The organism is Burkholderia arboris, from assembly GCF_902499125.1.
Taxonomy (GTDB): domain Bacteria; phylum Pseudomonadota; class Gammaproteobacteria; order Burkholderiales; family Burkholderiaceae; genus Burkholderia; species Burkholderia arboris.
In genome coordinates, this window is the sequence record NZ_CABVPX010000057.1 from 1 (window position 1) to 26,912 (window position 26,912).

Sequence of the window (26,912 nt, forward strand, 5' to 3'; positions counted from 1 at the left end):
ACCGCGATCGACAGCCTGTCGACGTCCACATCGACGGGCCTGAGCACGGCGACCAGCTCGATCACGTCGCTGTCGACGTCGACATCGTCCAGCGTCAACTCGCTGTCGACGGGTCTTTCGACGACCGACAGCACGGTAACGTCCTTGTCAACGTCGACGTCGACGGGTCTGAGCACGACGAATAGTTCGGTGGCGTCGCTGTCGACGTCGACGTCGTCCAGCGTGAACTCGTTGTCGACGGGTCTGTCGACGACCGATAGCACGGTGACGTCGCTGTCGACCTCGACATCGTCCAGCGTGAACTCGTTGTCGACGGGTCTGTCGACGACTGACAGCACCGTGACGTCGCTGTCGACTTCCACGTCGACGGGTCTGAGCACGACGATCAGTTCGGTGGCGTCGCTGTCGACGTCGACGTCGTCCAGCGTGAACTCGTTGTCGACGGGTCTGTCGACGACCGACAGCACCGTGACGTCGCTGTCGACGTCGACATCGACGGGCTTCAACTCGTTGTCTACTTCGACCTCGACGGCGATCGAAGCGGCGAAGACGCACTACTACAGCGTGAACGACAACGGCACGCAACAGGGCAACTACAACAACAACGGGGCCACGGGCATTAACGCGCTGGCGGCCGGTACCAATGCCACCGCGGCGGGTGCAAGCTCGGTGGCAGTTGGTGACGGCGCGAACGCGAGTTCGAACGGTGCTGTGGCGATTGGCCAGAATGCGATGGCAACTGGCGGACAAGCCGTCTCAATTGGCGTGGGCAATACGGCGAGCGGTGACGGTGCAGTCGCGATTGGTGATCCGAATACGGCAACCGGTACGGGCGCCGTGGCACTAGGTGCAAACAATACGGCGAATGGTCAAGGCGCGGTGTCGCTGGGCAACGCGAACATTGCAACTGGTCAAGGCGCCGTGGCGCTTGGCAACACCTCGTCTGCAAGCGGTGCTGGGGCGATCGCACTCGGGTCGAGCGCGGTGGCGAATAACGCGAACGACGTTGCGCTGGGTTCGAATTCGGTGACGGCGGCGCCTAACCCGACGGCGACGGGAACGATTGGTGGTGTGACATACAGCTACGCCGGCAAGGCACCGTCGAGTGTGGTGAGCGTGGGTGCACCCGGCGCGGAGCGCCAGATTACGAACTTGGCGGCGGGCCAAGTAGCGTCGACGAGCACGGACGCGGTCAACGGTTCGCAGCTGTACGCAACAAATACGGCGATTAACAGTTTGTCGACTTCGACGTCGACCGGTCTGTCGAGTACGGTGAGTTCAATCACGTCGTTGTCGACTTCGACATCGAGTGGCATCAATTCACTGTCGACTGGTTTGTCGACCACGGACAGTAATGTCACATCGCTGTCGACTTCGACTTCAACGGGGCTGTCAACCGCGACCAGTTCGATCACGTCGTTGTCGACGTCTACGTCGAGCAGCATCACCTCGTTGTCTACTTCGACATCGACGGCGATTAATGCGGCGAAGACGCATTACTACAGCGTGAACGACAACGGCACGCAACAGGGCAACTACAACAATGACGGTGCTACCGGCATCAACGCTTTGGCGGCGGGCACCAACGCAACAGCGGCCGGCGCAAGCTCGGTGGCAGTCGGTGACGGTGCAAACGCTAGTGCAACAGGCGCGGTGGCACTGGGTCAGAACGCGGTGGCAAGCAATGCGAACAGCGTCGCATTGGGCTCGAACTCGGTGACAGCGGTCGCGAACCCGACAGCATCGGGCACGATCAACGGCGCGAGCTACGCCTATGCCGGTGCAACACCGACCAGCGTGGTGAGCGTGGGCGCGCCAGGCGCAGAACGTCAGATCACGAATGTGGCAGCTGGCCGCGTGAGCGCAACGAGTACCGACGCTGTCAACGGTTCGCAGTTGTATGCGACCAATCAGGCAGTCGATAACCTCGGAAATACAGTCAACAACATCGCGAACGGTGGTGGGATCAAGTATTTCCACGCGAATTCGACGTTGCCAGACAGTCAGGCGCTCGGCACGGACAGTGTGGCGATTGGGCCGAATGCGGTTGCGACTAACAAGGGCGATGTAGCGCTAGGTGCTGGCTCGGTGACGGCAGCAGCTACTCCGACCGCTTCCGGAACGGTTGGTGGCGTAACGTACGGATACGCCGGTACGACGCCGACAAGTGTTGTGAGTATCGGGGCACCAGGCGCTGAACGTCAGATTACGAATGTCGCGGCTGGACGTGTGTCATCAACGAGCACGGATGCCGTTAATGGGTCACAGCTCAACACGGCGTTCTTGGCTATCAACAGTCTGTCGACCTCCACGATGTCGCACATTGCATCGCTGTCGACTAGCGAAGGCGGGAACAGTTCGTTGATCACGTCGCTGTCCACGACCATCAGTCGGTTGTCGACGACAACTATTGCAAACGGTGCGCATTATTACAGCGTGAACGATGGCGGTGCGCAGCAAGGCAACTACAACAACAGTGGCGCGACTGGTTCGAACGCGATGGCGCTCGGGCCGAATGCGGCGTCTTCTGGCGCGAATGCGGTGGCAATTGGCAACGGCGCAAACGCTAGCGCAGACGGCAGCACAGTGATCGGTGCGAAGGCACTGGCATCGGGAAGCAATGCCACGGCGATCGGTACCAACGCGTCTGCGTCAGCGCCAGGGGCAGTAGCACTGGGCGCGAACTCGGTAGCGAACGAGGCCAATACGGTATCGGTCGGCTCGCAGGGTAGCGAAAGACGAATTACCAATGTCGGACCTGGTGTTAATCCGACTGACGCAGTGAATGTGTCGCAGCTCAACGCACTCCAGGGATCCGTATCTGCCATTGCGCGAACCGCCTACTCGGGGGTAGCGGCTGCCACGGCTCTGACGATGATTCCGGATGTGGATCTTGGCAAGACGATCGCGGTCGGGATTGGCGCTGCTGGTTACCAAGGCTACGGTGCTGTTGCTCTCGGCTTCACGGCTCGAATTACCGAAAACCTGAAACTGAAGGGGGGCGTTGGGGCAAGCAGCGCGGGACGTACCTATGGTGTGGGGGTGGGCTACCAGTGGTAATCGGCCGGACAGGCGACGGGAGCGAAGCGCTCGTCGCCTGTTGATTGAGGGCGACGTAGAGAGTGAAGATGACCGATATGAAAAAGAGGTTCAACATGCGTGGCGAAATGTTGTGCGTAGCAGTGATGGCACTGCTGGCCGGATGCTCGTCTGCAACAGGGCCGATGTTCAGTGCGTGGTTGGTCGACCGACAAGATGGAAAGCAGACCTATCGTGTTGATTGTCATGGTTTGATTGAAGGCGCAGGAACCTGCTACCGTGAGGCGCAGGAGATTTGCCACGACCAGCCGGTGCATCCGGTTGAAGCTCAGGCCCCGTTGGGTTCAACGACGTCTGATGGCAAGCCGAATACTCGGACTTTGATATTCCAATGCGGGGAGCAACCTCAGTCGATTGCGGCCGCACCGGTAGTGGCGCCAATTGCAGTTCCCGTACCGAAGCATGTGACATTGGCGGGCGACGCCAATTTTGACTTCAACAAAGCGACGCTGACAGCTGCCGCGAAAGAGCGGCTCGGCAAACTGATTTCTGATGCCAAGGGCATGAGCTTTGGCAAAGTCACCGTCACGGGTTATACCGATGGCGTCGGGTCAGATTCCTACAACCTGAACTTGTCGCGAGCACGGGCCCAGGCAGTGGCGAATTATCTGCAATCGCATGGGTTGAATGCGGATCAGTTTGATATTCAAGGGCGTGGCAGAGCGAATCCTGTCGCAACGAACGGGACTGCGGATGGTCGCTCGCAGAACCGACGCGTCGAGATTACATTGACGAAAAACTAGAGTTCCCCCCCTCAGGAGACCTCGCTTCCGGACGAAGGTCCTCGTAAGTATCCGGAAGCGCCTGAGGTTTGAGGATTGCGGCGCCCTGGCCCGATCCTCTTTTTTTATTCTCTATCGATGTGGCGAGGATGTCGATATCGATTGTCGATGCACATGAATGTTCGTACGTCATTCCGTAGCGTTGTTGTAGCGAGTGTCGAATTGGTGCTCGTGTGGATGGTGCTGGGGATCGGCAGCGTTGTGCTGGCGCAACCAGTGTCGGAGCTCAGGCCGAAACATCTGGAGGCAGCGTCGAACACTACTGTGCTCGCACATGCGGCACAAGAGGTTGGAATTCGCAAATGCTATGGTGCGGTGGCGCAAGTGTCGGCGCGTGTATTTGATAGATCTGTTCGAGCGGACATCTTATTGGATTGGCAGCGTGCGAATCCTGATATCGGGCCACTCTTTTCGTTGTCCGGGATCGAATTCCCGCAGTCATCGGCGTTGTTGTCGCTTGTTACGGTGCCGGGGGGGGCTGGTGGTTGCTCGGTTTTGGCGGAGCGCATTTCCAGTGCACCGCTGTCCTGCTCGCAGGTGGCGCGTAGTGAATTGACCGGCTATCAGGCAACTCAACTCGTTAAGTCCGTCATGGTCTACGCCGATCCAACCCGTCCGCGTGAGGTTGTCGTACTTGTCGATGCGCCGCCTTCGTGTTTGATTCTTCGCCGACAGGTGCAGTTCCAATGGGGAGCCGCGCCGTGAAGGAGTCGCGCTCTAAAGAACGAAGTGCTGTGGCGCATGTTGGATCAACATTGCTATTGAACTACAACATGGGAATGTGAGGTAGTTTGAGTGGCCGGTTAAGACAGATCGCGATGAAATTGATGTGGGTATTTCGGTATTCACGGTGATGCTATAACGAACTGATCCCATACCCGTATGGCAAGTGGCAGGGTATATGGATAGTCCGAGGAAGAGGAGTATGAAATGAGTGATTATCGGACTCTATTGGAGCAGTTTGATCAGTTTAGGGTCGAGGTCTCGCGTGAAATTCGAGACGAGAAGGAGCGTCTCGCTACGCTCGTGGCAACGCGTGTTCGGGAAGTGCTCGAGGAGTTCGGTCTTGAAATCGATGTGGTGCCCCGTGATCGATATTCCGCTGCTGCCAGAAAAAAGAGAGTCATCGCCCCTAAATACTGGAATCCGAAAACCGGACAGACATGGAGCGGTCGTGGGCGAGCGCCGAAGTGGATCGTTGGCAAGGATCGCGAACAGTTCCGGATCGAGCATGTAGGTGAAGAGGGTGAATTTCGAGGCGAGGTGGCAGTACACGACGACAACAGTGGATCCCGCGACGGCTATCTTGACGGAAGAAGTGCATGAAGAGTCGACGTACTCTTTTCGGCGAAACCAACGAAGCCGAGCAATGATCGTGGAGTGACCGGGTCCGATACGCCTCGTGGCGCGCCTCATTTTGGCATAACAGATGTGTAACCGGACAAGTAAACCGCGTGAGCTGAGGGTACGCTTGTAGCTGAAAGCGTGGCTGTGCTGATAAGTGCGCGTAGACTTCGCGAGTTTTATTTTAATAGGAAATTACTGATTCGTGACGAATTTGCATTCCTCAATGATATGGCAGCCATCCTCTGACGCTGTCGACCCGTATATCGGTCTCGAAGCACTCGATAGTCATGCCGTCGACGCATGGTGTCGTGCGCAGTCGACCCGAACCTTGACAGAATTCGGACGTACAGCACGTACCGACACGTTAACTCGGCGGCTCGTCGAGGTCATGACAGCCGACGACCGCATCGTCACATGCTGGCGAAGTGGCGTCTGGGCTTACAACATATGGATCGACGAATCGCATCCGCTCGGCCTCGTGCGGCGCACGTCATGGAATGCGTGGATTGAGGGCATTCCAAAATGGGAAACCGTACTGGATATCGATGCGCTTGACCTGAATAATCGGGATGGCGACGACACGCGTTGGGTTCTGGTCAGCTTCGATCTAATTTACCCCGCTGCCGATCGCGCGCTGGTCTTTCTTGCACCCGGTGGTTCCGACACGCACATCGTGTTGGAATTCGACGTAGAGGCGCGCGCATTTGTCGAGAATGGGTTCGAATTGCTTGTGCCGGGCCATCACAGCGTCGACTGGATCGATCGTGACACGGTTTATGTCAGCTGGGATGACAGCTCGGTAAGCGCAACCCCTGCGCTTACCGACGCTGGTTATCCACGGCATGTACGTAGATGGAGGCGCGGAACGCCGGTTGCAGATGGGCCGGTGGTGTTCGAATGCAAGCAAGAAGAATTGTCTGCAACCGTCTCTTACGATCCGGTTCAAGCCCGTCATATTGCTAGTCGTGGCACCACGTTTTTTGAAGTAGAGCAGTTCTGGCTCGACGAGAGGACCGGTGAATGGCGACTGTACGACATACAGCGGGATGCAGACCTGTTCGAGTGGAACGAATGGTTGTTCGTGATGCCACGTACGGACTGGAACATAAATGCGACGATATATCGAGGCGGTTCTTTACTGACTATCCGACGTGATGCGTTTCTCGACGGAAACCGCCACTTCACCATACTTTTCGAGCCAACGGAAAGGAACATACTGTCGAACGTCGAGTACACGAAGCGTTGGCTGATCGTCTCCCACAAGAACGAGAGTGTTACGCGCGTGACGCTTTGGCACCCACCAGTCTCGAGTGACGGGGTATGGGACATGCGAGATATGCCGTTACCAGCCGGATGCGAGGCATCGGTGACTGCCGTTGACAGTACTCGAGACGACATTGTGCTGGTCTACGCTGATCACTTTCTGACGCGGCCCGCGCTTTATCTTACCGAACTTTCCAGTGATGCGCCTTGGCGCCTGCTCGGACAACTTCCAGCACGGTTCGATGCAACCGGATTTGTCGCGCAGCGAAGATACGCCATGGCTTCCGATGGAGTGCAGATTCCATATTGGCTTATCGGTCGCGAGGAGGATCTTCAGGGTAAACCTCGACCATGCCTCCTCTATGGATACGGTGGATTCGAAGTTCCGGTCGATACGCCTGCCTATTTGGACACCATGGGATTCTCCTGGCTCGAACCAGGTGGGGTGTACGCGATCGCGAGCATTCGGGGCGGGGGAGAATTCGGTCCTGAGTGGCATCGAGCCGCGCAACGTGAGAATCGTCAGGTCGCATTCGACGATTTCATTGCCGTAGCTGAAGCACTGATCGACTCTGGTGTCACCACCCCGGAGCAGCTCGCTATTACCGGTGAAAGTAATGGAGGCCTGTTGACCGCAACATGCATGATTCAGCGTCCAGAGCTATTCGGTGCGGTTATCTCGGATGTGCCCATTCTGGATATGTCACGCTTCCACCTGATGTTGCAGGGTGCCCTTTGGATTGGTGAGTATGGCGACCCTGACAATCAAGACGACTACCAAATGTTGATGGAGTATTCACCCTATCACAACGTCAATGCCAACATCTCCTATCCGCCGGTTCTTTTCATCTCGTCATCGACTGACGATCGTGTTCACCCTGGCCACGCGCGAAAAATGGTGGCAAAAATGCAGGCGCTGGGACATAACGAAGTCTGGTACTTGGAACATCGCGATGGTGGCCATGGCGCAGGCGTAGAACCCGAAACGATTGCTCGTGCTAGCGCAACGAAATTTGAGTTTCTGCGCGCGAAGATCGGGGCAATGTTACGGCCAATCGCATGACTTCGTGTTCCTCCCGACACTACGCTCTGTCCGCACTGCGTTCGAGGTACGCTGCCTGCGTGCTTCTTGAATCGCTACAAGCGATACGCACGGCACGTTCCGACTGCAGGTCATACACGACATGGCGTGCGTGCCATCGATAAGGATGGTGATCATATTTTGTTGCGAAAACAACTGTTGTCTCGTGTGACTGGATGAGGCTCTATGAAAGGTGCGGTGCAGTTTGGACCAACCAATTCTTATTGTGATTAGCGAAGAATTGCTTGCAACGGGAGTGAGTTCGGGAGGTGGGTATATGCGTAGACAAATGGAATTTCTCGGAGTTAAGCCTGTATCGGGATAGAAGAAAGCAGTTGCAGGAACCGAAATTTCCAATCAAACCGCTCAAGCATTCATCGATTTCACGGCGTCTGGTAGTAAGGAAATATCGCCATGTGGTCTTCGATGCTTCATTCTAAGACTGCGTCGTAGCTTGTGTATTCGACTTAGTCAGGCCTGTCACACCATGAGAAAAACAATGCCGCGCGCGCCCCTGCGCGTTGCCGCCGCCCTGCCGCTCGCGGGCTGCGCGTCGCGAGGCGCCCCGTCGTACGTGCTGTTCGGCGCGTATTTCCCGCTCTGGCTCGTCAGCGCGATCGTCGGCGTCATCGGCGCGATCGTCGCGCACCGCGTGTTCGTCGCGACCGGCTGGGCCGCCACCGTGCCTTACCAGCTCGCCGTCTGCACCGCGATCGGGCTCGTGGTCGCCGTGATCGTCTGGCTCACCGGCACGGGGCCGTTCGCATGAAGGCCGCCGGACTCCCCCGCCCCTCCGTGAAAGGCCGCGTGATCGCGCTCGCGATCGTCGCGCTCGGCATCGCCGCGCTCGTGTATGCGTACTGCCGCACGACGGCCTATCCGTCCACCGACGACGCGTCGATCGACGCGGATGTCGTGCACGTCGCGTCGCCGGTCGGCGGCCGCATCGTGCAGCTCGCGGTGCACGAGAACCAGCGCGTCGCGAAGGGCGACCTGCTGTACGAAATCGATCCCGTGCCGTACCGGCTGACGGTCGCGCAGGCGCAGGCCGACGTCGAACTCGCGCGCGCGTCGCTCGACACGCGCCGCCGGTCGCTGATCGGCGAGCGTTCGAACGCGGCGGTCGCCGCCGAGCAGGTCAAGCGCGCGACGCAGAACGCCGACCTCGCGACCCGCGACGTGAACCGGCTCGCGCCGCTCGCCGCGCAGGGTTATGTCAGCGCGCAGCAGTTCGACCAGGCGAAGGTCCGCCAGCGCGACGCCTCCGTTTCGCTCGCGCAGGCGCAGGAGCAGCAGCGCGCATCCGCACGGACGATCGGCGACGAAGCCGACGCGATCGCGACGCTGCATGCGCGCGAAGCCGCGCTCGCCCGCGCGCAGCACGCGCTCGACGATACGGTCGTGCGTGCGCCGCACGACGGGCTCGTGACGGGGCTCACCGTTCTCGCCGGCGAAACCCTTGCGCCGAACCAGTCGATCTTCACGTTGATCGACGCGCGCGAATGGTTCGCCGTCGGCAACTTCCGCGAGACGGCGCTGAGCCGCATCGCGGTCGGTGATTGCGCGACCGTCTATTCGATGATCGACCGCAGCCGCCCGCTGACGGGCAAGGTCGTCGGCATCGGCGCCGGCATCGCGGACAGCGCGCGCATCAACCTGCCGCGCTCGCTGCCGATCGTGCAGAACTCGGTGAACTGGGTGCACGTCGCGCAGCGCTTCCCGGTACGCGTGAAGCTCGACGAACCCGATGCGAAGCTCGTGCGCGTCGGCGCCAGCGCGATCGTCGAGGTCCGGCATGGCACTGCCTGCCGCTGACGTTCGCGCGCCGGGCCCGCGCGAAGTCCTGCGACTGCTCGCGCCGTTTCCGGGGCGCACGGCCATCGCCGTGCGCGTCGCGCTCATCTGCGCGCTGACCGCGCTCGTGACGGCCGCGAATGGCACGCCCGAAGCCGCGCTGTCCGCGTACGTCGTGTTCTTCATGATCCGCGCCGACCGCGTGACGAGCATCGTGCTCGCGGCCGCGCTGCTGCTGATCGTCACGATCGTGATCGGGCTCGTGCTCGGCATCGCGATCTTCAGCATCGACTATTCGATCCTGCGGGTCGCGTGCATGGCCGTGCTGTCGGTCGCCCTCCTGTATCTGACTTCCGCCAGCAAGCTGCGCCCGGTGGGCGCGATCCTCGCGATGATCGTCGGCTTCGGGCTCGACCAGCTCGGCCTCGCGCCGTTCGGTGAAGCCGCCACCCGCGCGCTGCTGTATATCTGGCTGACGATCGCGATCCCCGTCGGCGTGGCGATCGTCGTCAACCTGCTGATCGCGCCGTCGCCGCGCAAGCTTGCGCACGCGCAGCTCGCGAAGCGGCTGCGGCTCGCCGCACGGCGCCTGCGCGGCGACGACGACGCACGTGCCGCGTTCGACGCGAGCCTGCGCGAAGGCGACAAGCAGTTGCTCACGTGGCTCAAGCTGTCGAAGCTCGAAGGCTCGTCGAGCGCCGCCGACTTCGCGGCGCTGCGGCAGGCCATCGCGTCGAGCACCGCGCTGATGGTCGGCGTCGCGCTGGCCGATCGCGAGCCGGACGCGCGGCTGCCCGATGCGTTCGCCACACCCCTCGCCGCGACGCTCGACGACATGGCCGCCATTCTCGAACGCGGCGGCTACCCGGTCGACGTGACGCTCGCGCTGCCGCCGGCCGACGCGCTGCCGCCGCTCGCACGCATCGCCGCGACCGATCTCCAGGATGCGATCACGCATTTCGCGGAGCCGGGCGCGACAGCGCCTACGGTCGATGCAACGGCGGAGGCTTCGGCCAACGCAACGCCCGCCGCCGCTGCGGCCACGCCCGAAGCACCCGCCGCCGCGCCGGCACCGGCACCACACGGCGGCTTCTTCCTGCCCGACGCACGCACCAATCCCGACCACATCCGCTATGCGCTGAAGACGACTGCCGCGGCGATCTTCTGCTATCTGCTGTACTCGCAGCTCGACTGGTCGGGCATTCATACCTGCGTCGTCACCTGCTACATCGTGTCGCTCGGCTCGACGGCCGAAACGGTCGAGAAGCTCACGCTGCGGATCTTCGGCTGCATCATCGGCGCATTGCTCGGCACCGCCGCGCTCGTGTTCGTCGTGCCGGCGCTGTCGTCGGTCGGCCACCTGATGGCGCTGGTGTTCGCCGGCGCGTGGCTGTCCGCGTGGATCGCCTTCGGATCGCCGCGCATCGCGTACGCGGGCTTCCAGGTCGCCTTCGCGTTTTTCCTGTGCGTGATCCAGGGCGCCGGCCCCGGCTTCGACCTGACGATCGCGCGCGACCGCACGATCGGCATCCTGCTCGGCAACGTCGTCGTGTATCTGGTGTTCACACGCATCTGGCCGGTCAGCATCGGCAAGCAGATCGACGTCGCGTTCGCCGCGCTGCTCGACCAGTGGCGACGCATCGCGCAGATCGCGCAGCCGGCCGAGCGGCGCGCGCTCGCGGCCGAAGCGTTCGCCCGACACGGCGCGATCTCGCAGGAGCTTGGCCTGGTCCATTACGAGCCGTCGTGGGTGCGGCCGGCCGCGACGTGGCTCGCCACCCGGCGGCGCGCGCTCGCGGAACTCGGCGCGATCGAAGGTCCGCTGTTCCTGCTCGCCGAACGCAAGCCGGGCGACGCGGCAATCGACGCGCAACTCGCGCGCGTGACCGAACCGGGCAATGGCGACACCGTGCCCCGCACGCCCGCTCCGACACCACCGTCGAGCGCCGCCCCCACCGACCCCGCGCGCGATGCGCTGCTGAACCTCATCGACACGCGGCTCGCGCAGATCGCCGACGCCGCCCGTCAAGCCACACCGAAGGAGCCTGCCCCTCATGCGCCTACCTGAACCGCCGGCCGCCGCGATCGCCGCCACCGTGCTCGCGACCGCCGTCGCGCTGGCCGGCTGCGCGACGTCGTCGATCGATCTGGCGCCGGAGGCGTCCGACCGCCCGTGGCAGCCGCAAACGTCGGCCGCGGGCGACATCGTGCCGGGCCCGCCGCGCGCGTCCGCGCCAGGCGCGCACGACTACACGCTGCCCGCGTCGCCGGCGCTCGCGTCGGTCTCGCCGCCGGCCGTGCTCGATGCCGCGCATCCGTACACGCTGCCCGAGCTGATCGATCTCGCCGAATCGGCGAACCCGCTCACCCGCATCGCGTGGAACGACGCTCGCAATGCGGCGCTCGCGGTCGGCCTCGCCAAGGCCGCCTACCTGCCGCGCCTGTCGGCGACCGCGATGGGCGCGTACCAGACGAGCCACGGCTCGACGTCCACGATCCTCGGCGATTCGTCGAGCGACACCACCGTGCACGGCACGATTTCGGCGCTGTCGCTGCAATGGCTGCTGTTCGATTTCGGCGGCCGCGCGGCGCGCGTCGAAGCGGCCGAACAGGCATCGATCGCGTCGAACGTCGCGTTCACGGCCGTGCACCAGCAGGTGATCCACGACGTGACGGTCTCGTACTACCGCTACGAAGCCGCCCGCTCGCACGCGCTCAGCGCGCAACAGGGCCTCACGAACGCCGATGCGATCCTCGCGGCGTCCCGCGCACGGCTCAAGCACGGCGTCGGCACGGTCGTCGAACTCGCGCAGGCGACGCAGAACCGCGCGCAGGCGAACCTCGCGCTCGTGCAGGCGAACGGCGCCGAGAGCGACAGTTACCTCGCCCTCGTCTCCGCGCTCGGCATCTCGCCGCTGTCGAAGCCGACCATCGCCGCGCTGCCGAAGCGGCCGCTGCCGCCCGCGCTCGGTTCGTCGGTCGACACGATCGTGTCGGACGCGATCGCGCGCCGCCCCGACCTGCAGGGCGCGTTCGCGGTCGAAAAGGCCAACCGCGCGAAGATCAAGGCGGCTCAAGCCGCGTTCATGCCGAAGATCTTCCTGTCCGCGTCGACGTCGTATGCGAGCGGCGGTACGTCCATCTCCGCGCTGCCGGCGATCGGCGACCAGGCGCCGACCGTCAACCTGAACGGCAGCCGCTACGGCGGCGGCGTATTCCTCGGCGTGACGATCCCGCTGTACGACGGCGGCCTGCGCTCGGCCGTGCTGATGCAGGCACGCAACGACGCGGAAAGCGCATCCGCGCGCCTCACGCGGACCAAGGAGGAAGCCGTTCGCCAGGTCGTCGCCGCGCAGAACGCGGTGCAGACGAGCCTCGCGTCGCACGACGCGGCCAAGGCGCTCGTCGATGCCGCGCAGACCAGCTACGACGCGGCGCTGACCGCTTACCGGAACGGCGTCGGCTCGGTCACCGACGCGACGATCGCGCAAAGCCAGTTGCTCGCGGCCCGGAACGCGGAGGTCGACAGCTATGCCGGCGCGCTGTCGGCCGCCGCCGCACTCGCACTCGCGACGGGAACGATATCGGAGGAACGGTAGCGATTAATGGGAGTGTTGTCTTTTGGCTGGATTGAGAAGGGGCTGTTCGGATCTGGACAGTCTTACAGATGTGTGATGTGTAAGTGGTGTGTAGCTTGGCTAATTTTATTAATTCTGTAGGAACACGAATGAAAGCTAATGATATTAGGTCCAAAGCGTTTGCGATGCCGTTGACCAGCCCTGCCTTCCCGGTGGGTCCTTACCGTTTCGTCGATCGTGAGTTTCTGATCATCACGTATCGCACCGATCCGGACCGTCTCCGCGAAATCGTCCCCGAGCCGCTGCAGATCACCGAGCCGCTCGTCCATTACGAATTCATTCGCATGGCCGATTCGACTGGCTTTGGCGACTACACCGAAAGCGGCCAGGTCATCCCGGTCGAATACAACGGCCAGCCGGGCGGCTACACGCTCGCGATGTATCTCGACGATCACCCGCCGATCGCCGGCGGCCGCGAGCTGTGGGGCTTCCCGAAGAAGCTCGCGTCGCCCACGCTGCACGTGAACACCGATCACATCCTGGGCACGCTCGACTACGGCAAGGTGCGCGTCGCCACCGGCACGATGGGCTACAAGCACAAGGAACTCGACATCGACGAGCAGACGAAGCGTCTCGCCGGCCCCAATTTCCTGCTGAAGATCATCCCGCACGTCGACGGCACCGCGCGCGTCTGCGAACTGGTGCGCTATTACATGCAGGACATCAAGATGAAGGGCGCGTGGACGGGCCCCGCCTCGCTCGAACTGGCGCCGCACGCACTGGCGCCCGTGGCGGACCTGCCCGTGCTCGAAATCGTCGAAGCCCGCCACCTGGTCGCAGATTTGACACTGGGCCTCGGCGAAGTCGTCCATGACTATCTGGCCCAGTAATACGCCCTCAACACTTTCACCACGGGAATTCGAAATGAGCAACCTGAATGGCAAGACCGCAGTCGTCACGGGCGCCGCGAGCGGCATCGGCAAGGAAATCGCACTCGAGCTCGCCAAGGCAGGCGCGGCCGTCGCGATCGCCGACCTGAACCAGGACGGCGCGAACGCGGTCGCCGACGAGATCATCAAGGCGGGCGGCAAGGCGATCGGCGTCGCGATGGACGTGACGAACGAGGACGCCGTGAACAGCGGCATCGACAAGGTTGCCGAAACGTTCGGCTCGGTCGACATCCTCGTGTCGAACGCCGGCATCCAGATCGTCAACCCGATCGAGAACTATTCGTTCTCCGACTGGAAGAAGATGCAGGCGATCCACGTCGACGGCGCGTTCCTGACGACGAAGGCCGCGCTCAAGCACATGTACAAGGACGATCGCGGCGGCGTCGTGATCTACATGGGTTCGGTGCACTCGCACGAAGCGTCGCCGCTGAAGTCGGCGTACGTGACGGCCAAGCATGGCCTGCTGGGCCTCGCCCGCGTGCTGGCGAAGGAAGGCGCGAAGCACAACGTGCGCTCGCACGTCGTGTGTCCGGGCTTCGTGCGCACGCCGCTGGTCGACAAGCAGATTCCGGAGCAGGCGAAGGAGCTCGGCATCAGCGAAGAGGAAGTGATCAAGAAGGTGATGCTCGGCAACACGGTCGACGGCGTGTTCACGACGGTGCAGGACGTCGCGCAGACGGTGCTGTTCCTGTCGGCGTTCCCGAGCGCCGCGCTCACGGGCCAGTCGTTCATCGTCAGCCACGGCTGGTTCATGCAGTAACGTCCGCTGCCTCCCTCAACGGAGGCGATTCCTGCGCCTGTCGAAGCACGTTCGGATCGGAACTGGGTAGCGGCAGACAAGAAACATACCGGTCATTCAAACCATGTCGCGCCGTCTGTCGACGGCGCGCCTTTCCTCTCCGCCATCGCTGGCGGGATTTCTCGGAGCAACTGATGAAACCGCACGCCCGAACAGAAAAGCAGGCCGTCGATGCAGCGGACTTGTATCACGAGGCCGGCGCACCGGCCGCGACACGCTCGCTGCCGTACGAGACGATCGCGCTCGTCCTGCAGGGCGGCGGCGCGCTCGGCGCATATCAGGCCGGCGTGTTCGAAGGGCTGCATGAGGCGGGCATTCCGCTCGACTGGATCGCGGGCATCTCGATCGGCGCGCTCAACACCGCGCTGATCGCCGGCAACGCGCCCGAGCATCGCGTCGAGCGCCTGCGCGAATTCTGGGAAACGATCTGCCAGCCGGCGTTCTTTCCGGTGATTCCGGCCGCGTTCGAATTCGCGCTGTTCAACAGCATCGACCAGATCCGCACGTTCTTCACCGCGTCGCAGGCCGCAAGCGCGATGATGCAGGGCCAGCAGGGCTTCTTCGCGCCGCGCTTCCCGCCGCCGCTGCCGGGTGTGTCCGACCATCCGGAAAAGATCAGCTGGTACGACACGTCGGCGCTGCGCACGACGCTGCTGAAGCTGTGCGATTTCGACCGGATCAATTCGGGCGAAACGCGCGTGTCGGTCGGCGCGGTCAACGTCGGCACCGGCAACTTCGTGTACTTCGACAACTCGCGCATCCGTCTCGCGCCCGAGCACTTCATGGCATCCGGTGCGCTGCCACCCGGATTTCCGCCGGTCGAAATCGAAGGCGAGTATTACTGGGACGGTGGCGTCGTGTCGAACACACCGCTAATGGAAGTGCTCAACGCGGCACCGCGTCGTGACACGCTCGCGTTCCAGGTCGATCTGTGGAGCGCACGTGGGCCGCTACCGCGCACGATGGCGGACGTCGCCGAACGTATGAAGGACGTGCAGTATTCGAGCCGCACGCGGTTCGTAACAGACATGCTACAGCGTGAACAGCGTTTTCGGAGCCTGTTGAATCACGTTATAGATCACGTACCAGAAGACATTCGATCAAATGATCAGTGGTGGCAGAGCGTTGAAGAACTGTCATGTAGTCGTTGCTACAACGTACAGCACCTTATCTATCATGAGAAGCCTTACGAGAACCAATATAAGGATGTGCAGTTTGGTCTGTGGACGATGCATGATCACTGGGAAGCAGGGCTAAGAGATATTCGCAAGTCGCTTTCCTTCGAGAAGAACCTTGCATTGCCAGAAAATGAAGTGAGATTTTCGGTGTACGACGTTAACAAGTTAGACGCCGCTCACTCAAAAAAATGATGGCGTATGTCTGAATAGACTAGTGAGAACGTGAGATTTTCCCGGGAATAGAGCATGTTCACGAATATCTTGATATGTTGTGGCACTTGCACATCGAGGTTTGCTTTGAACATCCCGAGAGAGCGACGGGAACACTATACCCATTACTAGAATCGATGACGACAAATGCCAAACGCGCTGCCTTATGTCACCCGCTATCCACCGGACGGTTGTGTCGTGGTGCTCACACGATTTCCTATGTCGAGGCCGGTAACCCGCTTGGTCCACCGGTTGTCGTGCTACATGGCGGTCCCGGCAGTGGAAGCCAGCCAGGCGTTTTGCGTTTGTTCGATCTAACGCGAGTGCGTGTCGTGCTCGTCGACCAGCGCGGAACCGGCATGTCGACTCCGCGGGGAAGTACGCGTCATAACAGTACGAAATACCTGATCGGTGATCTGGAGGCATTGCGGGAGGAACTTGGGATCGAACGCTGGGGTGTTCTGGGCGGATCATGGGGGGGCGCGCTTGCGCTGGCCTATGCTGGAAGATTTCCAGAGCGTGTTCTCGGCCTCGTGCTGCGAGGCCTGTTCATGACGTCCGCACGAGAAGTGCGTGGCTTCTTCACAACATCACGTTATCGAGCACCGCAGGAGTGGAAGCGACTGGTGGCTGCGGCCGGCACCTCGAGGTCCGATCGGCTGCCGCTCCAATGTGCGCGACGTCTGCAACCGGGGGTGAGTTGGGTGCGACGACGCGCGGTGGCACTTTCGTGGCATCGCTATGAAGAGGCAATTTTGATGCGGCGGTCATCGAGAGAGGAGCGCATATCGCGGCAGAAGGCTAATCGCCTGATCGATAAGTATCGCATTCAATCGCATTACCTGCAGCATGGGTGTTGGCTAGGTGAGCGCAAGTTGCGAGTGCTTGCACGTAGCGCATCGCATGCAGGCGTTCCGATTTTCATTGCACACGGAAACCACGACCCTGTATGTCCAATCGAAAATGTGACTCGCCTTGAGCGCGCAGTGTCAGCGGTTGTCGTTGAATGTGTTGCGGCTGGGCATCTAGCGAGTAGGGGGCAGCTTGCGCAAAGCGTATCCCGTCTGATTCGCGCGATGCTGGCGTAATCGATATTGGTGCATCGGGCGTTATCGTTTGAGTGTACTAGAGATCACTGCGCTTACAGTGTGATCTTGGGAAAAATTGGGCGACCCTGTCAAGGTGCATTAGCAGAAGAGGGTTCGCGCAAGAGCGCGGAGGATGCTCTCAGTCTTGACCGCCCCCGGCCGAAGGTATAGCGCAGGTTCGATCCATCGACTGTTTCGCATCCGGATAATCGGCCGACTCACTTGTTATATATGCAAGAAGGAATCCACTATGAAATCGTCGTTTGTCGCGTTGTCCTGTGCGGCTGCGTTCGTAATGTCTGCCCAAGCGCTGGCCCAGTCTATGGGCAATGCTGACTCGGATGCTCCCACCATCGCGAAAATTCATCGAATCCAACCGTATGAAATCGTCGAAGGTACCCCCCATCAATGTGAGCCTGGAAACTGGGGATCCCGGAGTCGGAGGCATGATGGTGGGGATCGTGTCGCTTAATGTCTATGACCGTTTCGAGAACGTAGCGATCCCGAAGGGGAGCAAGTTGATCGGGCGAACGCTCGGCCAAGTGAATGACCGTCGCGAAGTGCAGTGGGATGGCTTGCAACTACCAGGTACTGCAACGTTACGACTTGATCCACCGCTTGAAGGCTGCATGCCCGATGGGTCGGCCGGAATGACTGTTTCCGCTTTGAGGCAACGAGGCGCCAACGTCGCTGCTCTTGTTACAAAAGCCTTCGTCGTCCCGCACTGATCGGGCACATCACGATCGAATCTGCATAACGGAATCGCCCCGTTGATGTTTGTTAATCAAAAACCATACAGTTTCGCAGGATTAGAAACCAAGATGCTTTGCCTGAGTTCGGGCTCGGGCACCCAATTCAGAAACTGATTCAGCATGTACACATCATCGACTAGACGGAATGGACTGACGTCTGTTGGCCGCTTGTTCGGGGCACGATCGGTATGCGGCCAATCGCTTGCCCATACGATTTGTGAGGGATTGGCTTCAACAAGAAGGCGCGCGATCGGGCACACATCGTCATAGTTTGGTGCACCCTTCGAGATGCGATAGGGAGCAGAAAGCTTCACATACGCGTAACCGCTGCGCACAAGTTCGACGATGGGTGCTAGGGGCGACTGTGTCAGACCGTTCGATGTTTGTACCAGCGCGAAATGGTCAAGTACGATTGGCACCCCGAGCCCACCGATGACTTCTGCCGATGCTGCAATTACATGTGAAGCCGCGTAGATCTGGATGTGCCAACCGAGTGGTGCGATACGGCGAGCGAGCTCTTTCAGTGCGTTGCGAGCTGCTGCGGGATCGCGCAGGCCGATCGATTCCAGATTTGCCCGTACGCCCTTTACGCCATTCGCTGCCAACGCCTGGAGCGTTTCGTCAGGCGTTGATGAATTAATGACAGCAATGCCTCGCGCCATGTTGCCGAGTGCCTGCAATGTGTCGACGAGGCATGAATTGTCGACTCCATAGAAGCTGGGTTGAATTAGCACCACGCGGGACATCCCGATTTGCGCAAGGTGCATGCGCAACTCTGTGACGCTCGCCTCGGGCGGTGTGTAGGCGCGATCAGGCAACATTGGGTAACGATTCTGATGGCCGACAACATGCACATGACAATCGCAAGCGTTTGGCGGAATTCGAAATGGCAGGTCACGTACCGCACGAGTGGTGGCGTTTGCCGTTACGCCCATTGATGTCCCCGCGATACACACTGCCGCGGATTTCAAGACAAAGCTTCTTCTGTTGGTCACAATCGTCTCCCATGCTGTTGTATTGCAAGTCAGACTAGGACTGAGGCATTAACTTCAACGACGCGGCCAGCATAGCCGACAAGGTCAAAAATACGGCCATACCGAGCAGGCCTGCGGTGAAGCTTCCTTGCCAATCCTTGAGTACGCCAATCATTGCCGGGCCGACCAGGCCGCCGATAGTGCCGACGGAATTTATGAATGCAAAACCGCCTGCGGCTGCTGCGCCCGTCAGGAAGCGTGGTGGGATGGCCCAAAAGATAGCCCGAGCAGCATTGATTCCGAGAAGTGCGAGAGTAATGCCAAGCATCGAAACCAGTAGCGATGAGTTGTAGAGCGATAGAAGCAATCCGGCAGCTGAGAGAGTGCACCCTGCGACGACGTTGCCTATCTTGCTATCGGTTTTGTCCGACCAGGCGGCCCATATGATCGGTCCGAACGTCGCAAACAGATACGGCACTGTCGAGACTAGCGCGATGAGATGATTATCGCGTATGTGTTCTCTGACGATTTGGGGCAACCACGCCGATGCCGTACGATCCAACTATCAGCCCGAACTGTGTGGCCGCGAGAATCAGCACTCGCGGATCGCGCAATGCCTCGCTGAACCGGCTTTTGTGAGTCGTCTTCGACTCACCAGCAAGTATTGCTTCAAGTGTAGTGCGCTCTGCTTTGGCCAACCAGGTCGCATCACGTGGCGAATTGGCGAGCACCATCGGGAAAATGCAACCAAGCACTATGGCCGGCAGGCTAACTAACACAAACATCCACTTCCAGCCGGCGAGTCCCGCCACACCATTCAAATCAAGCAACCAGCCGGCAATGGGCGTGCCAATCAGCGATGACGCTGGAATTGCGAGCAGGAACCACGCGAGAATCCGGGCGCGGTACGCTTTCGGAAACCAGCACGAAAGAAAGTACGCTACTCCCGGAAAGAATCCCGCTTCCGCCACGCCGAGCAGAAATCGCACGAGATAGAACGAGACTGGTCCCGACACCCATGCGGTGCTGGCAGATACGATGCCCCACGTAATGATGATGCGGGTGAGCCAGAACTTCGCGCCGTAGCGATACAGGGCTAGATTGCTTGGCACTTCAAACAAGCAGTAGCCGACGAAGAAGATACCAGCCGCGTATCCGAATTCGCTCGCAGTGAGGTGTAGGTCGTTGTTCATCGTCAATGCCGCCACACCAAGACTTGTACGGTCAAGGTAGTTGACGATATACGCGACGATTAATAGCGGAAGGAATCGCCATGCGACTTTGCGAAGCACGGCTTTTTCTATTTCGGTCGTCAATTGTGTCTCCGGATTTCCATCTGACGTTGGACGTGAGCATCCATCGGCTTTTCGTCTTAAACTGACGGCTCAGCTTGCCAACGCATGAAGTCGCTGACCGAGCGCTTCGCCTGTTTCGTGAGTGCCAAGGTTGCCACCAACGTCGCGCGTTGCTTCCTTTGCAGCGATCGCCGCCGCAGTGGCATGTTCAATGGCGGTGGCAGCCTGTAGGAAATCGTTTTTGGCCGACTTCTGACCGTGCCAGCGCAGCAGCAATGCCGCTGATAGGATCAGCGAGAATGGATTCGCCACGTTTTTGCCCGCGATATCGGGTGCCGATCCATGGGCGGCTTGTGCCATAGCATGCGTGCCCCCCGAGTTTAGTGATCCAGCCAAACCTAGACTTCCGGACAGTTCGGATGTGAGATCCGAAAGGATGTCTCCGAACATGTTGGTTGTTACGACCACGTCGAAGCGTTGCGGCGCGCGCACGACATGAGCCATCATTGCATCGACGATAAAGTCGTCGACGATCACTTCCGGATAGGCCCGGGCCACTTCTTGGCAGGCGTCGATAAACATGCCGTCGCCGATCTTCAGGACATTTGCCTTGTGAACGATACTGACGTGCCGCTTGCGCTGCATCGCCAATTCAAACGCAGCATGTGCGATACGTACGCAACACTGTCGAGTGATGCGACGTAGCGAGATGGCTACGTCCGAAGTTACGAGGATCTCGCCGTTACCCTGTTCCATGTTGCGATCAGCATAGAACCCTTCGGTATTTTCGCGAACCACAACCAGGTCAAACTCGCCAACGGGTGCCCTGAGGCCACGGTAAGTACGCGACGGCCGCACGTTTGCGTACAAGTCGAGACTTTTACGGAAGAACTTCGACGGATTGATTTCGCCCTTCGCCTCGTCCTTGAAGTCGTAAGTCGCCATCGGTCCTAGCACGAGACCGTCGGCGGCCCTGACCGACTCGAGCAACTCCGGTGTGACGGTGGCTCCGTGCTTGGCAAGGCTCTCATGACCCGCCAGCTCGCTGATGAATTCAAGGTGCAATCCGAACGCGTCAGACGCCGCTTGCAGTACGCATTCTGTCGCTTTCGTAATTTCGGGCCCGATGCCATCTCCTGGCAAAAGAACGATCCGCATGGTTCTCTCCTTCCGTGTGTGAGAGTATACTATGGTATGCATTGGAATTCTGTAAAGTGCTCCCGTGTGCGGATGGTGGGCGCGAGCGTCCGATGCCATAATTGCCAGATCGATTGCGAGAGGGTTTTATGGAGAACGTTGAGGCCACGCAGTCCGCTGGCGATCTTGGTGCCGAAGCATATGAGCGACTTAAATCAGCGATTCGAGCTGGGGAACTTCAGGCGGGAGACCGGTTGGTCGAGAAGGACATTACGGAGCGATTCGGCATGTCACGTACACCAGTACGTGAAGCACTGAAGCGTCTTGAAGCTGAGAGCCTGCTTACGTATGAGCCGCGGCGGGGGTTGACTGTGACACGACCCACGCATCAGATGATTATGGAGCTGTACTCGATGCGCGAGGCGCTTGAGGCCAAAGCGGCGAGCTTGGCGGCTCAGCATGCGTCCGAGATTGAAATCGCTGCGCTTTCTTCGCTTGTGAACGAGGAGGCCAAGTGTTTTGACGATCCGCGACGTTTGTCGGAGATCAATCAACGCTTTCATGGGATGATGTACCTTGCGGCCCACAATCGATTTCTGCTGCGTAGTCTTCAAACCATGAACGACACTATGGCGCTCCTGCCCACCATGCTCGGAGACGTTGTCCGTGCGCGCGAAGCGCACTCCGAACATCAGGAGATTGTCCGGCACATTGTTGCCCGAGATTCGTCGGCGAGCGCGATGGCGGCCGAGGCGCATATCCGCAGCGCGCAGCGGCGGCGGATTCAGTGGCTGGTCGAAAGCGGTGGCTTGGATTAGGCAAGAAACCGCACGTAGTCTGATGTGAGCTCGGGTTCGTTGTCGCTTTATCAAGCGGCAATGATCTGTTGTATTCGTGATCTGCTCATAACGGAAGTGTAGGTCCATAACCGAAACCTATTCCTTCAACGACTCGCAAACTCCTGGCACCGTGTCTTCTAGAAACTGCTGAACCGCGCCGAAGATCTGCCAGCGGTTCTTCTCCATCAATACGGAGTGCGTCCCTTCACCAATCTCTACCCATCTGCGGTATGGCGCCCCAGTGAGCTTTGAGAATACGGCACGGGATAAGTCGAGTGGGCAATCGTGGTCCCACTCGGCATGCACCACCAAAACTGGTACGTGAATCTGCGACGGGTCGTAAAGAGCCCTACCAGCCGACCAGAATTCTCGACTGTCTTGCACAGTACCATTGGGTGCTTTGATGTGAGCATCGGGTGAGGGGCCGAACGTAGCGTCGGCCCATGCGCTGAACCACGCGGGGGGAAGCAGGGTGTCACGGGCTTCGTCGGGTACGCCGTTCAGCCAACGCGCCTTCGCGGTGGATCGTTGCACTATTCGATAGGCACCAAGTTTGCCGCCAGTGTCTGAGGCACTCGGAGTATTGCGAGTCCATTGAGGCGCCAGAAGCACAAGTTTGTGGACAGCATCGTTGTGATTGCATGTGTAGCATCCCATGAGTGCTGCTCCCCACGACCAGCCAATCAGATTGATCGGGTTCCCACCAGTTCGGTTACGTACGAAGTTCACGGCCGTTGCCACGTCGCTAACAGCGACTGGGGTACGAACGATAGGGGGATTTAGTTCTGCGGGCTGCGCCATCTCGGGGGGCTGCGTCGAGCGGCCATAGCCTCTCACATCAACCAGCCATGCGTCGTATCCCGCAAGGGCAAGTTGATCCATCCACGAAGTTCCGTCGAGCGCTAAATCAAACGATGTCGAGGCGGGATAGGTCGAACCAGCGACGAACAGTACCGTACGCATTCCGTCGAAATGTGTAATGTCGGAACGTTGCTTGTTGCGCACGTACAGTTCGATACCGGACGTATCGCTGGGGATCATGAAGTCGTTGCATACGATTGCGTGCGATGCGTTGTTGCTCATGCGTGATCCTTCTCTTGAATGAATTGCCAACTGAATCCGTTGCCAACACGTGCCACCCGTCCGGCTGAAGTGTTTGCGAAGTGCGCGGTGAACACGGTACTTCGGTTCTCGGCCGCGTATTCCAATAGCCAGCGGCGTGACGCAACTGAACGATGAGGATCGGCACAGAAGCAACTGTTCCAGCTTGGATTGAAGACTTGCAATGGTTGATGCATTGAGTCTCCACTGAAGAGACCCCCACCACAGCTGTGCCCGCCGTTGAGAAGCTCGAATGTGATGTGCCCTGGGCTGTGACCGAATGTGGGGTGAATCAACAACGTATCAGCAATTGCGTCCGTACTGTCTATGATGTGCGCTTGACCCTGCTCGATAACGGGAAGCACACTGTCTTCGAAAACATTTGCATTGAAGTTATCGTCGCTAATCTGGCCGAGCCAGTATTCATATTCGAGGCGGGAGAATACATATTTTGCATTCGGGAACGTGGGTACCCATCGGCCGTCGACGAGTTGCGTGTTCCACCCGCAGTGATCAGCATGCAGATGCGTGCACATTACGTAATCGACGCTTTCGACCGAAACACCAGCTTTTGCAAGCTGTTTTAGAAACGGCAAATTGAGTTGGTTGAACCGTGGTAAGGAACGTATCTTGTCATTTCCTACGCACGTGTCAATGAGGATCGTATGATATTGTGTTCGTACGACCCAGGTATGAATGCTTGATATGAAGCGCTGGGAAACAACATCGAAGCAGTCTGGAATCATTAATGCGCGGTGTGCTTCGAGCACTGATGAATCCCAGTCTGGGTAAAGGTGATTGGGGCAATAACCGAGGCCACGTTGTTCAATAACCTGTGTGATCAAGCTGTCGCGAAACTGGAAAACGGACATGGCGATATCTGTAGGCAGAGAAATACGCAGCATGTTGCTGAGATCGGGCGATTTTGTGAAATCGGAAGTCGAGATACGAGGTATAAGCAAATGAATTTCTCGGGCCACAATCTAGCGCTGCTTGTCTCGCTCAATACGATGCTGGACGAGCGCAACGTTACGCACGCTGCGGAAAAGCTTCATATCAGCCAGCCGGCACTTTCTGCGCAACTCGCTCGATTGCGCGAGTTGTTTGGGGATCCGTTGTTGATCCCGGCACAGTCGGGCAGAGGGATGGTGTTGACACCACTTGCCGCGCATTTACGAGATCCCTTGCATCGGGCGCTGCAAACGCTGGAAGACGTGGTAAGACAACGGCCACGCTTCGACCCGACGGTAGCCCATCGAACGTTCTCCATATGTGCAAACGACAATGCGGCTGCAATCATAGCTCCGCGGCTAGCGCAGTTGACGCGAGACGCTGGATTGGGTGGTATTCGATATGCGTTTCGGGTGTTAAACCCGAGCATTTTGGCTAATCAGTTGGAAAGCGGTGAAGTTGACCTCGCGCTGACGTCGCGAGATGCCGTACCGGGCGCGTCGCAGGAATTGTTACTCGAAGAAAGTTTCCGTATGGCGCAACGTAAGAAACACCCGCGGGGCGTCGAGCCACTTAGTCTAAGTGACTATGTGAAATTGGAACACATCCTCGTGTCGGGCCACGGAGGGGGATTTCGCGGGTTCATTGACGATCTTTTGGCGGAGTTTGGGTTGGTACGGAAAATTGGGGTGTCAGTTCAGTTTTATAGCCTTGTGCCTATCATTTTGAAAAATAGTGATCTAGTTTGTACGTTACCGGTCCGATTTCTGGATCACTACAAGGATACACTCGACACATTTCAGCTTCCATTTGATGCGAATCGATATAGTCTATACGCGACATGGCACGCACGTTTCGATCAAGATGGTGGGCATGTTTGGCTGCGCGAACAATTGCAGTCCTGCGTGAATATATAAGATTCTGGGAAAGATATAGTGTCGAATGGGCGGACAAAAATTCTTATGCTTATTACTGAAGAATTGCTCGCCGCCGGAGCGAGTGCGGGAGGTGGGTACACACGCCGGCAGATGGATCTGCTGGGAGTGAGGAGCGTGGCAGGATGGAAGAAAGCGGCCATAGGCACCGAAATTTCGGACGAAGCTGCTCGAGAGTTCGTCGATCTCGCAGGCTCAGGTAGCAAGACGAGTAAGTCGAGAACCAGGCCGACTAACTGGGCTGGGGCTGCTGCGCCGAAGGATATTTTCCTGTACGTTCACGCATTGGAGCAAGGGCGATTTTATGTCGGCCTGAGTGACAACTTGGATCGCCGTTGGGAGCAGCACAAGTCTGGCGTTGGTGCGGAGTGGACCAAGCGATACAGGCCGATGCGACGTATCTACACCATCAATACCGGTACTCAGGACGAACACACGGCGAAGGCAATGGAGGATGAGGCTACTATCGCGCTGATGTCGGAACACGGCATAGACCGAGTGCGTGGTGGGCGTTATTGCCAGCCTGATCAAACACAAACAGAGACAAATCTACGAGCAACGGGGGCATGGGATCGCATCAAGCTGGCTCAGGCATCGAAGACTGCGTGGAGCGTGGATACCTCATGGAGTGATGGGCTCGATGAGTTTTTGAATGTCGCCGTGCAGTATTACGATACAGGTGCTCCGGAAGATCTGCGCGACAGTGTGTTTGCCGCAGCTTATCGGCTGACGCGATACCGATTGTGGCGAGAGGAGTTTGCCCCTGGGTTGGCTTGGGATTTTTGGAGCCCCAAGGGCATACTGCCTGTGCTGCTATCGTTCAAGTACCGGCGTCCTGTGTCGAGTGGATTGCCATCAGCTTATGATGTGCTGGCGGCGGCACTAAACCGTGGTCGAGGAGGGAAGCATCCATTGCGTCGGCTTTTCCTTTTGGTCTGGGAGGCGTATTGCCCTCCGACGACCGACAAGCAGGCGGTCACAGTTGAGCGGTTCATGGAATATCTCGCTGGTGACGAAGTGTTCGATCGCAAATACGATGACTTTGTGTCTGTCTTGCTTCCGGAAACGCGAAATTTGCTGCGAAGGCAATAGGCTACGGCCACGCTCGTAGCAATCGTTGGTTATCGCACGCGGCCAGAACGAAAGCAGGGCCGTCTACAATGGCCCCCGCTTCCGCAAACAGCGGAATGCCTAATGGGCGTGCCTATGATCGTTCAGGAGGCGTGTTCTTGGTTCCTGTTGCTATCCAAGGTGAGAGTTCGCCCTCTTTCAGTACGATTCCTACATAGGGCGAGCCGGAATCAACCGCGGCCCGGAACACATTTCCTTTGTCGTCGAATTCAGCTGGCACCCCGTGCCAGAACATGGTCACCGTCTTGTCGACCATTGCAGGATGGACTTGCCCCTGCATAACCGGACACACGGTCACGCTTAGGTTAGTGAATTTGCTTGCTGGCGGAATTCGCGTGGCGAGCGATATTTCAGGGCGCTGTGCGGATGCAATTCGTTGTAGTGGCCGAACGCGATGGCCAGGTTTTGCAGCGCCGTCGTCGCGTCAGGCTTGGGCATCCACGAAACGTAGTCGCGCTTCATCGTTTTGACGAAACTCTCAGCCATCCCGTTGCTCTGTGGACTTCGGACAGGCGTCGTGATGGGCTTCAAACCGATTGCCCGTGAGAACGTCGTAAGCGTCAATCTGAGGCCGTCTTGACGATCAGAACTTGACCTCTGAGAGGCGCTGATTCGCGAGCACGAGATC

The 26,912-nt window shown here is 59.2% G+C and carries 25 protein-coding genes; 17 read left to right on the forward strand and 8 right to left on the reverse strand.

Translation table 11 applies throughout. From position 1 onward, the window contains the following. Positions 1-506: hypothetical protein (locus tag BLA15945_RS38115; RefSeq protein ID WP_217468180.1), on the reverse strand; the 506-nt coding region annotated here is incomplete at its 3' end. Between BLA15945_RS38115 and BLA15945_RS38120 the strand changes: the two genes are divergently transcribed. The 14 genes from BLA15945_RS38120 to BLA15945_RS36785 all read left to right on the forward strand — a co-directional run bounded on the left by BLA15945_RS38120 (position 469) and on the right by BLA15945_RS36785 (position 17,897). Beyond that, positions 469-3,060 (forward strand): YadA-like family protein, encoded by a 2,592-nt coding sequence (locus tag BLA15945_RS38120; protein ID WP_174994676.1) that lies wholly within the window; start codon positions 469-471, stop codon positions 3,058-3,060. The two genes, BLA15945_RS38115 and BLA15945_RS38120, sit on opposite strands and share 38 nt — an antisense overlap. A 68-nt stretch (positions 3,061-3,128) precedes the next feature. Further along, positions 3,129-3,842, forward strand: a complete 714-nt coding sequence (locus BLA15945_RS36725; protein WP_320205756.1) for an OmpA family protein — start codon at positions 3,129-3,131, stop codon at positions 3,840-3,842. 153 nt (positions 3,843-3,995) lie between these two features. Next, positions 3,996-4,586, forward strand: a complete 591-nt coding sequence (locus BLA15945_RS36730; protein WP_174994677.1) for a hypothetical protein — start codon at positions 3,996-3,998, stop codon at positions 4,584-4,586. Between the two features lie 225 nt (positions 4,587-4,811). Further along, complete coding sequence (locus tag BLA15945_RS36735; protein ID WP_174994678.1) at positions 4,812-5,207, forward strand: H-NS histone family protein; 396 nt, start codon at positions 4,812-4,814, stop codon at positions 5,205-5,207. 244 nt (positions 5,208-5,451) lie between these two features. Further along, positions 5,452-7,554 carry a prolyl oligopeptidase family serine peptidase gene (locus BLA15945_RS36740; protein WP_174994693.1) on the forward strand — a complete coding sequence of 701 codons (2,103 nt, stop codon included), beginning with the start codon at positions 5,452-5,454 and terminating at the stop codon, positions 7,552-7,554. Between the two features lie 505 nt (positions 7,555-8,059). After that, complete coding sequence (locus BLA15945_RS36745; RefSeq protein ID WP_174994679.1) at positions 8,060-8,341, forward strand: hypothetical protein; 282 nt, start codon at positions 8,060-8,062, stop codon at positions 8,339-8,341. After that, positions 8,338-9,387 carry a multidrug transporter subunit MdtN gene (gene mdtN, locus BLA15945_RS36750; RefSeq protein WP_174994680.1) on the forward strand — a complete coding sequence of 350 codons (1,050 nt, stop codon included), beginning with the start codon at positions 8,338-8,340 and terminating at the stop codon, positions 9,385-9,387. The genes BLA15945_RS36745 and mdtN overlap by 4 nt, the downstream gene beginning before the upstream one ends. Beyond that, the gene (locus BLA15945_RS36755; protein WP_174994681.1) at positions 9,368-11,434 is read left to right on the forward strand and encodes an FUSC family protein; all 2,067 of its coding nucleotides are present in this window, start codon (positions 9,368-9,370) and stop codon (positions 11,432-11,434) included. The genes mdtN and BLA15945_RS36755 overlap by 20 nt, the downstream gene beginning before the upstream one ends. Next, the gene (locus BLA15945_RS36760) at positions 11,421-12,965 is read left to right on the forward strand and encodes a TolC family protein (protein WP_174994682.1); all 1,545 of its coding nucleotides are present in this window, start codon (positions 11,421-11,423) and stop codon (positions 12,963-12,965) included. Before BLA15945_RS36755 ends, BLA15945_RS36760 begins: the two co-directional genes overlap by 14 nt. Before the next feature lie 128 nt (positions 12,966-13,093). Next, positions 13,094-13,834 carry an acetoacetate decarboxylase gene (locus tag BLA15945_RS36765; RefSeq protein ID WP_174994683.1) on the forward strand — a complete coding sequence of 247 codons (741 nt, stop codon included), beginning with the start codon at positions 13,094-13,096 and terminating at the stop codon, positions 13,832-13,834. A gap of 34 nt (positions 13,835-13,868) precedes the next feature. Next, positions 13,869-14,654 carry a 3-hydroxybutyrate dehydrogenase gene (locus BLA15945_RS36770; RefSeq protein WP_174994684.1) on the forward strand — a complete coding sequence of 262 codons (786 nt, stop codon included), beginning with the start codon at positions 13,869-13,871 and terminating at the stop codon, positions 14,652-14,654. 173 nt (positions 14,655-14,827) lie between these two features. After that, complete coding sequence (locus BLA15945_RS36775; RefSeq protein WP_174994685.1) at positions 14,828-16,063, forward strand: patatin-like phospholipase family protein; 1,236 nt, start codon at positions 14,828-14,830, stop codon at positions 16,061-16,063. Between the two features lie 155 nt (positions 16,064-16,218). After that, positions 16,219-17,169, forward strand: coding sequence for an alpha/beta fold hydrolase (locus BLA15945_RS36780; protein WP_174994686.1), 951 nt, complete (start codon positions 16,219-16,221; stop codon positions 17,167-17,169). 446 nt (positions 17,170-17,615) lie between these two features. Next, positions 17,616-17,897 carry a hypothetical protein gene (locus BLA15945_RS36785; protein ID WP_174994687.1) on the forward strand — a complete coding sequence of 94 codons (282 nt, stop codon included), beginning with the start codon at positions 17,616-17,618 and terminating at the stop codon, positions 17,895-17,897. A 56-nt stretch (positions 17,898-17,953) separates the two neighbouring features. Here BLA15945_RS36785 and BLA15945_RS36790 read toward each other — a convergent pair whose 3' ends face one another. The 4 genes from BLA15945_RS36790 to BLA15945_RS36800 all read right to left on the reverse strand — a co-directional run bounded on the left by BLA15945_RS36790 (position 17,954) and on the right by BLA15945_RS36800 (position 21,348). Further along, a complete protein-coding gene (locus BLA15945_RS36790) occupies positions 17,954-18,916 on the reverse strand; it encodes an amidohydrolase family protein (protein WP_174994688.1) in 963 nt (320 codons plus the stop codon). A 34-nt stretch (positions 18,917-18,950) separates the two neighbouring features. Further along, positions 18,951-19,433 carry an MFS transporter gene (locus tag BLA15945_RS38085; protein WP_407045128.1) on the reverse strand — a complete coding sequence of 161 codons (483 nt, stop codon included), beginning with the start codon at positions 19,431-19,433 and terminating at the stop codon, positions 18,951-18,953. Then, complete coding sequence (locus tag BLA15945_RS38090) at positions 19,399-20,211, reverse strand: MFS transporter (protein ID WP_407045129.1); 813 nt, start codon at positions 20,209-20,211, stop codon at positions 19,399-19,401. The genes BLA15945_RS38085 and BLA15945_RS38090 overlap by 35 nt, the downstream gene beginning before the upstream one ends. A 69-nt stretch (positions 20,212-20,280) precedes the next feature. Continuing rightward, positions 20,281-21,348, reverse strand: a complete 1,068-nt coding sequence (locus BLA15945_RS36800; protein WP_080331839.1) for an isocitrate/isopropylmalate dehydrogenase family protein — start codon at positions 21,346-21,348, stop codon at positions 20,281-20,283. Between the two features lie 128 nt (positions 21,349-21,476). Between BLA15945_RS36800 and BLA15945_RS36805 the strand changes: the two genes are divergently transcribed. Further along, on the forward strand, positions 21,477-22,145 hold the full coding sequence (locus tag BLA15945_RS36805; protein ID WP_080331840.1) for a GntR family transcriptional regulator: 669 nt from the start codon (positions 21,477-21,479) through the stop codon (positions 22,143-22,145). Positions 22,146-22,262: 117 nt separating this feature from the next. Here the strand turns inward: BLA15945_RS36805 and BLA15945_RS36810 are convergent, their stop codons facing one another. Both BLA15945_RS36810 and BLA15945_RS36815 read right to left on the reverse strand, forming a co-directional pair. Beyond that, a complete protein-coding gene (locus BLA15945_RS36810; RefSeq protein ID WP_174994689.1) occupies positions 22,263-23,249 on the reverse strand; it encodes an alpha/beta hydrolase in 987 nt (328 codons plus the stop codon). Next, entirely contained in the window at positions 23,246-24,172 is a 927-nt protein-coding gene (locus BLA15945_RS36815) for an MBL fold metallo-hydrolase (protein ID WP_212266713.1), read from the reverse strand. The genes BLA15945_RS36810 and BLA15945_RS36815 overlap by 4 nt, the downstream gene beginning before the upstream one ends. A 57-nt stretch (positions 24,173-24,229) precedes the next feature. On the opposite strand from BLA15945_RS36815, the gene BLA15945_RS36820 reads away from it, so the two are divergent. Continuing rightward, entirely contained in the window at positions 24,230-25,135 is a 906-nt protein-coding gene (locus BLA15945_RS36820) for a LysR family transcriptional regulator (RefSeq protein WP_174994690.1), read from the forward strand. Between the two features lie 111 nt (positions 25,136-25,246). Next, a complete protein-coding gene (locus BLA15945_RS36825) occupies positions 25,247-26,245 on the forward strand; it encodes a GIY-YIG nuclease family protein (protein ID WP_217468181.1) in 999 nt (332 codons plus the stop codon). Positions 26,246-26,584: 339 nt separating this feature from the next. On the opposite strand, the gene BLA15945_RS36830 is transcribed toward BLA15945_RS36825, so the two are convergent. Beyond that, positions 26,585-26,912: integrase core domain-containing protein (locus BLA15945_RS36830; RefSeq protein WP_233464377.1), on the reverse strand; the 328-nt coding region annotated here is incomplete at its 5' end.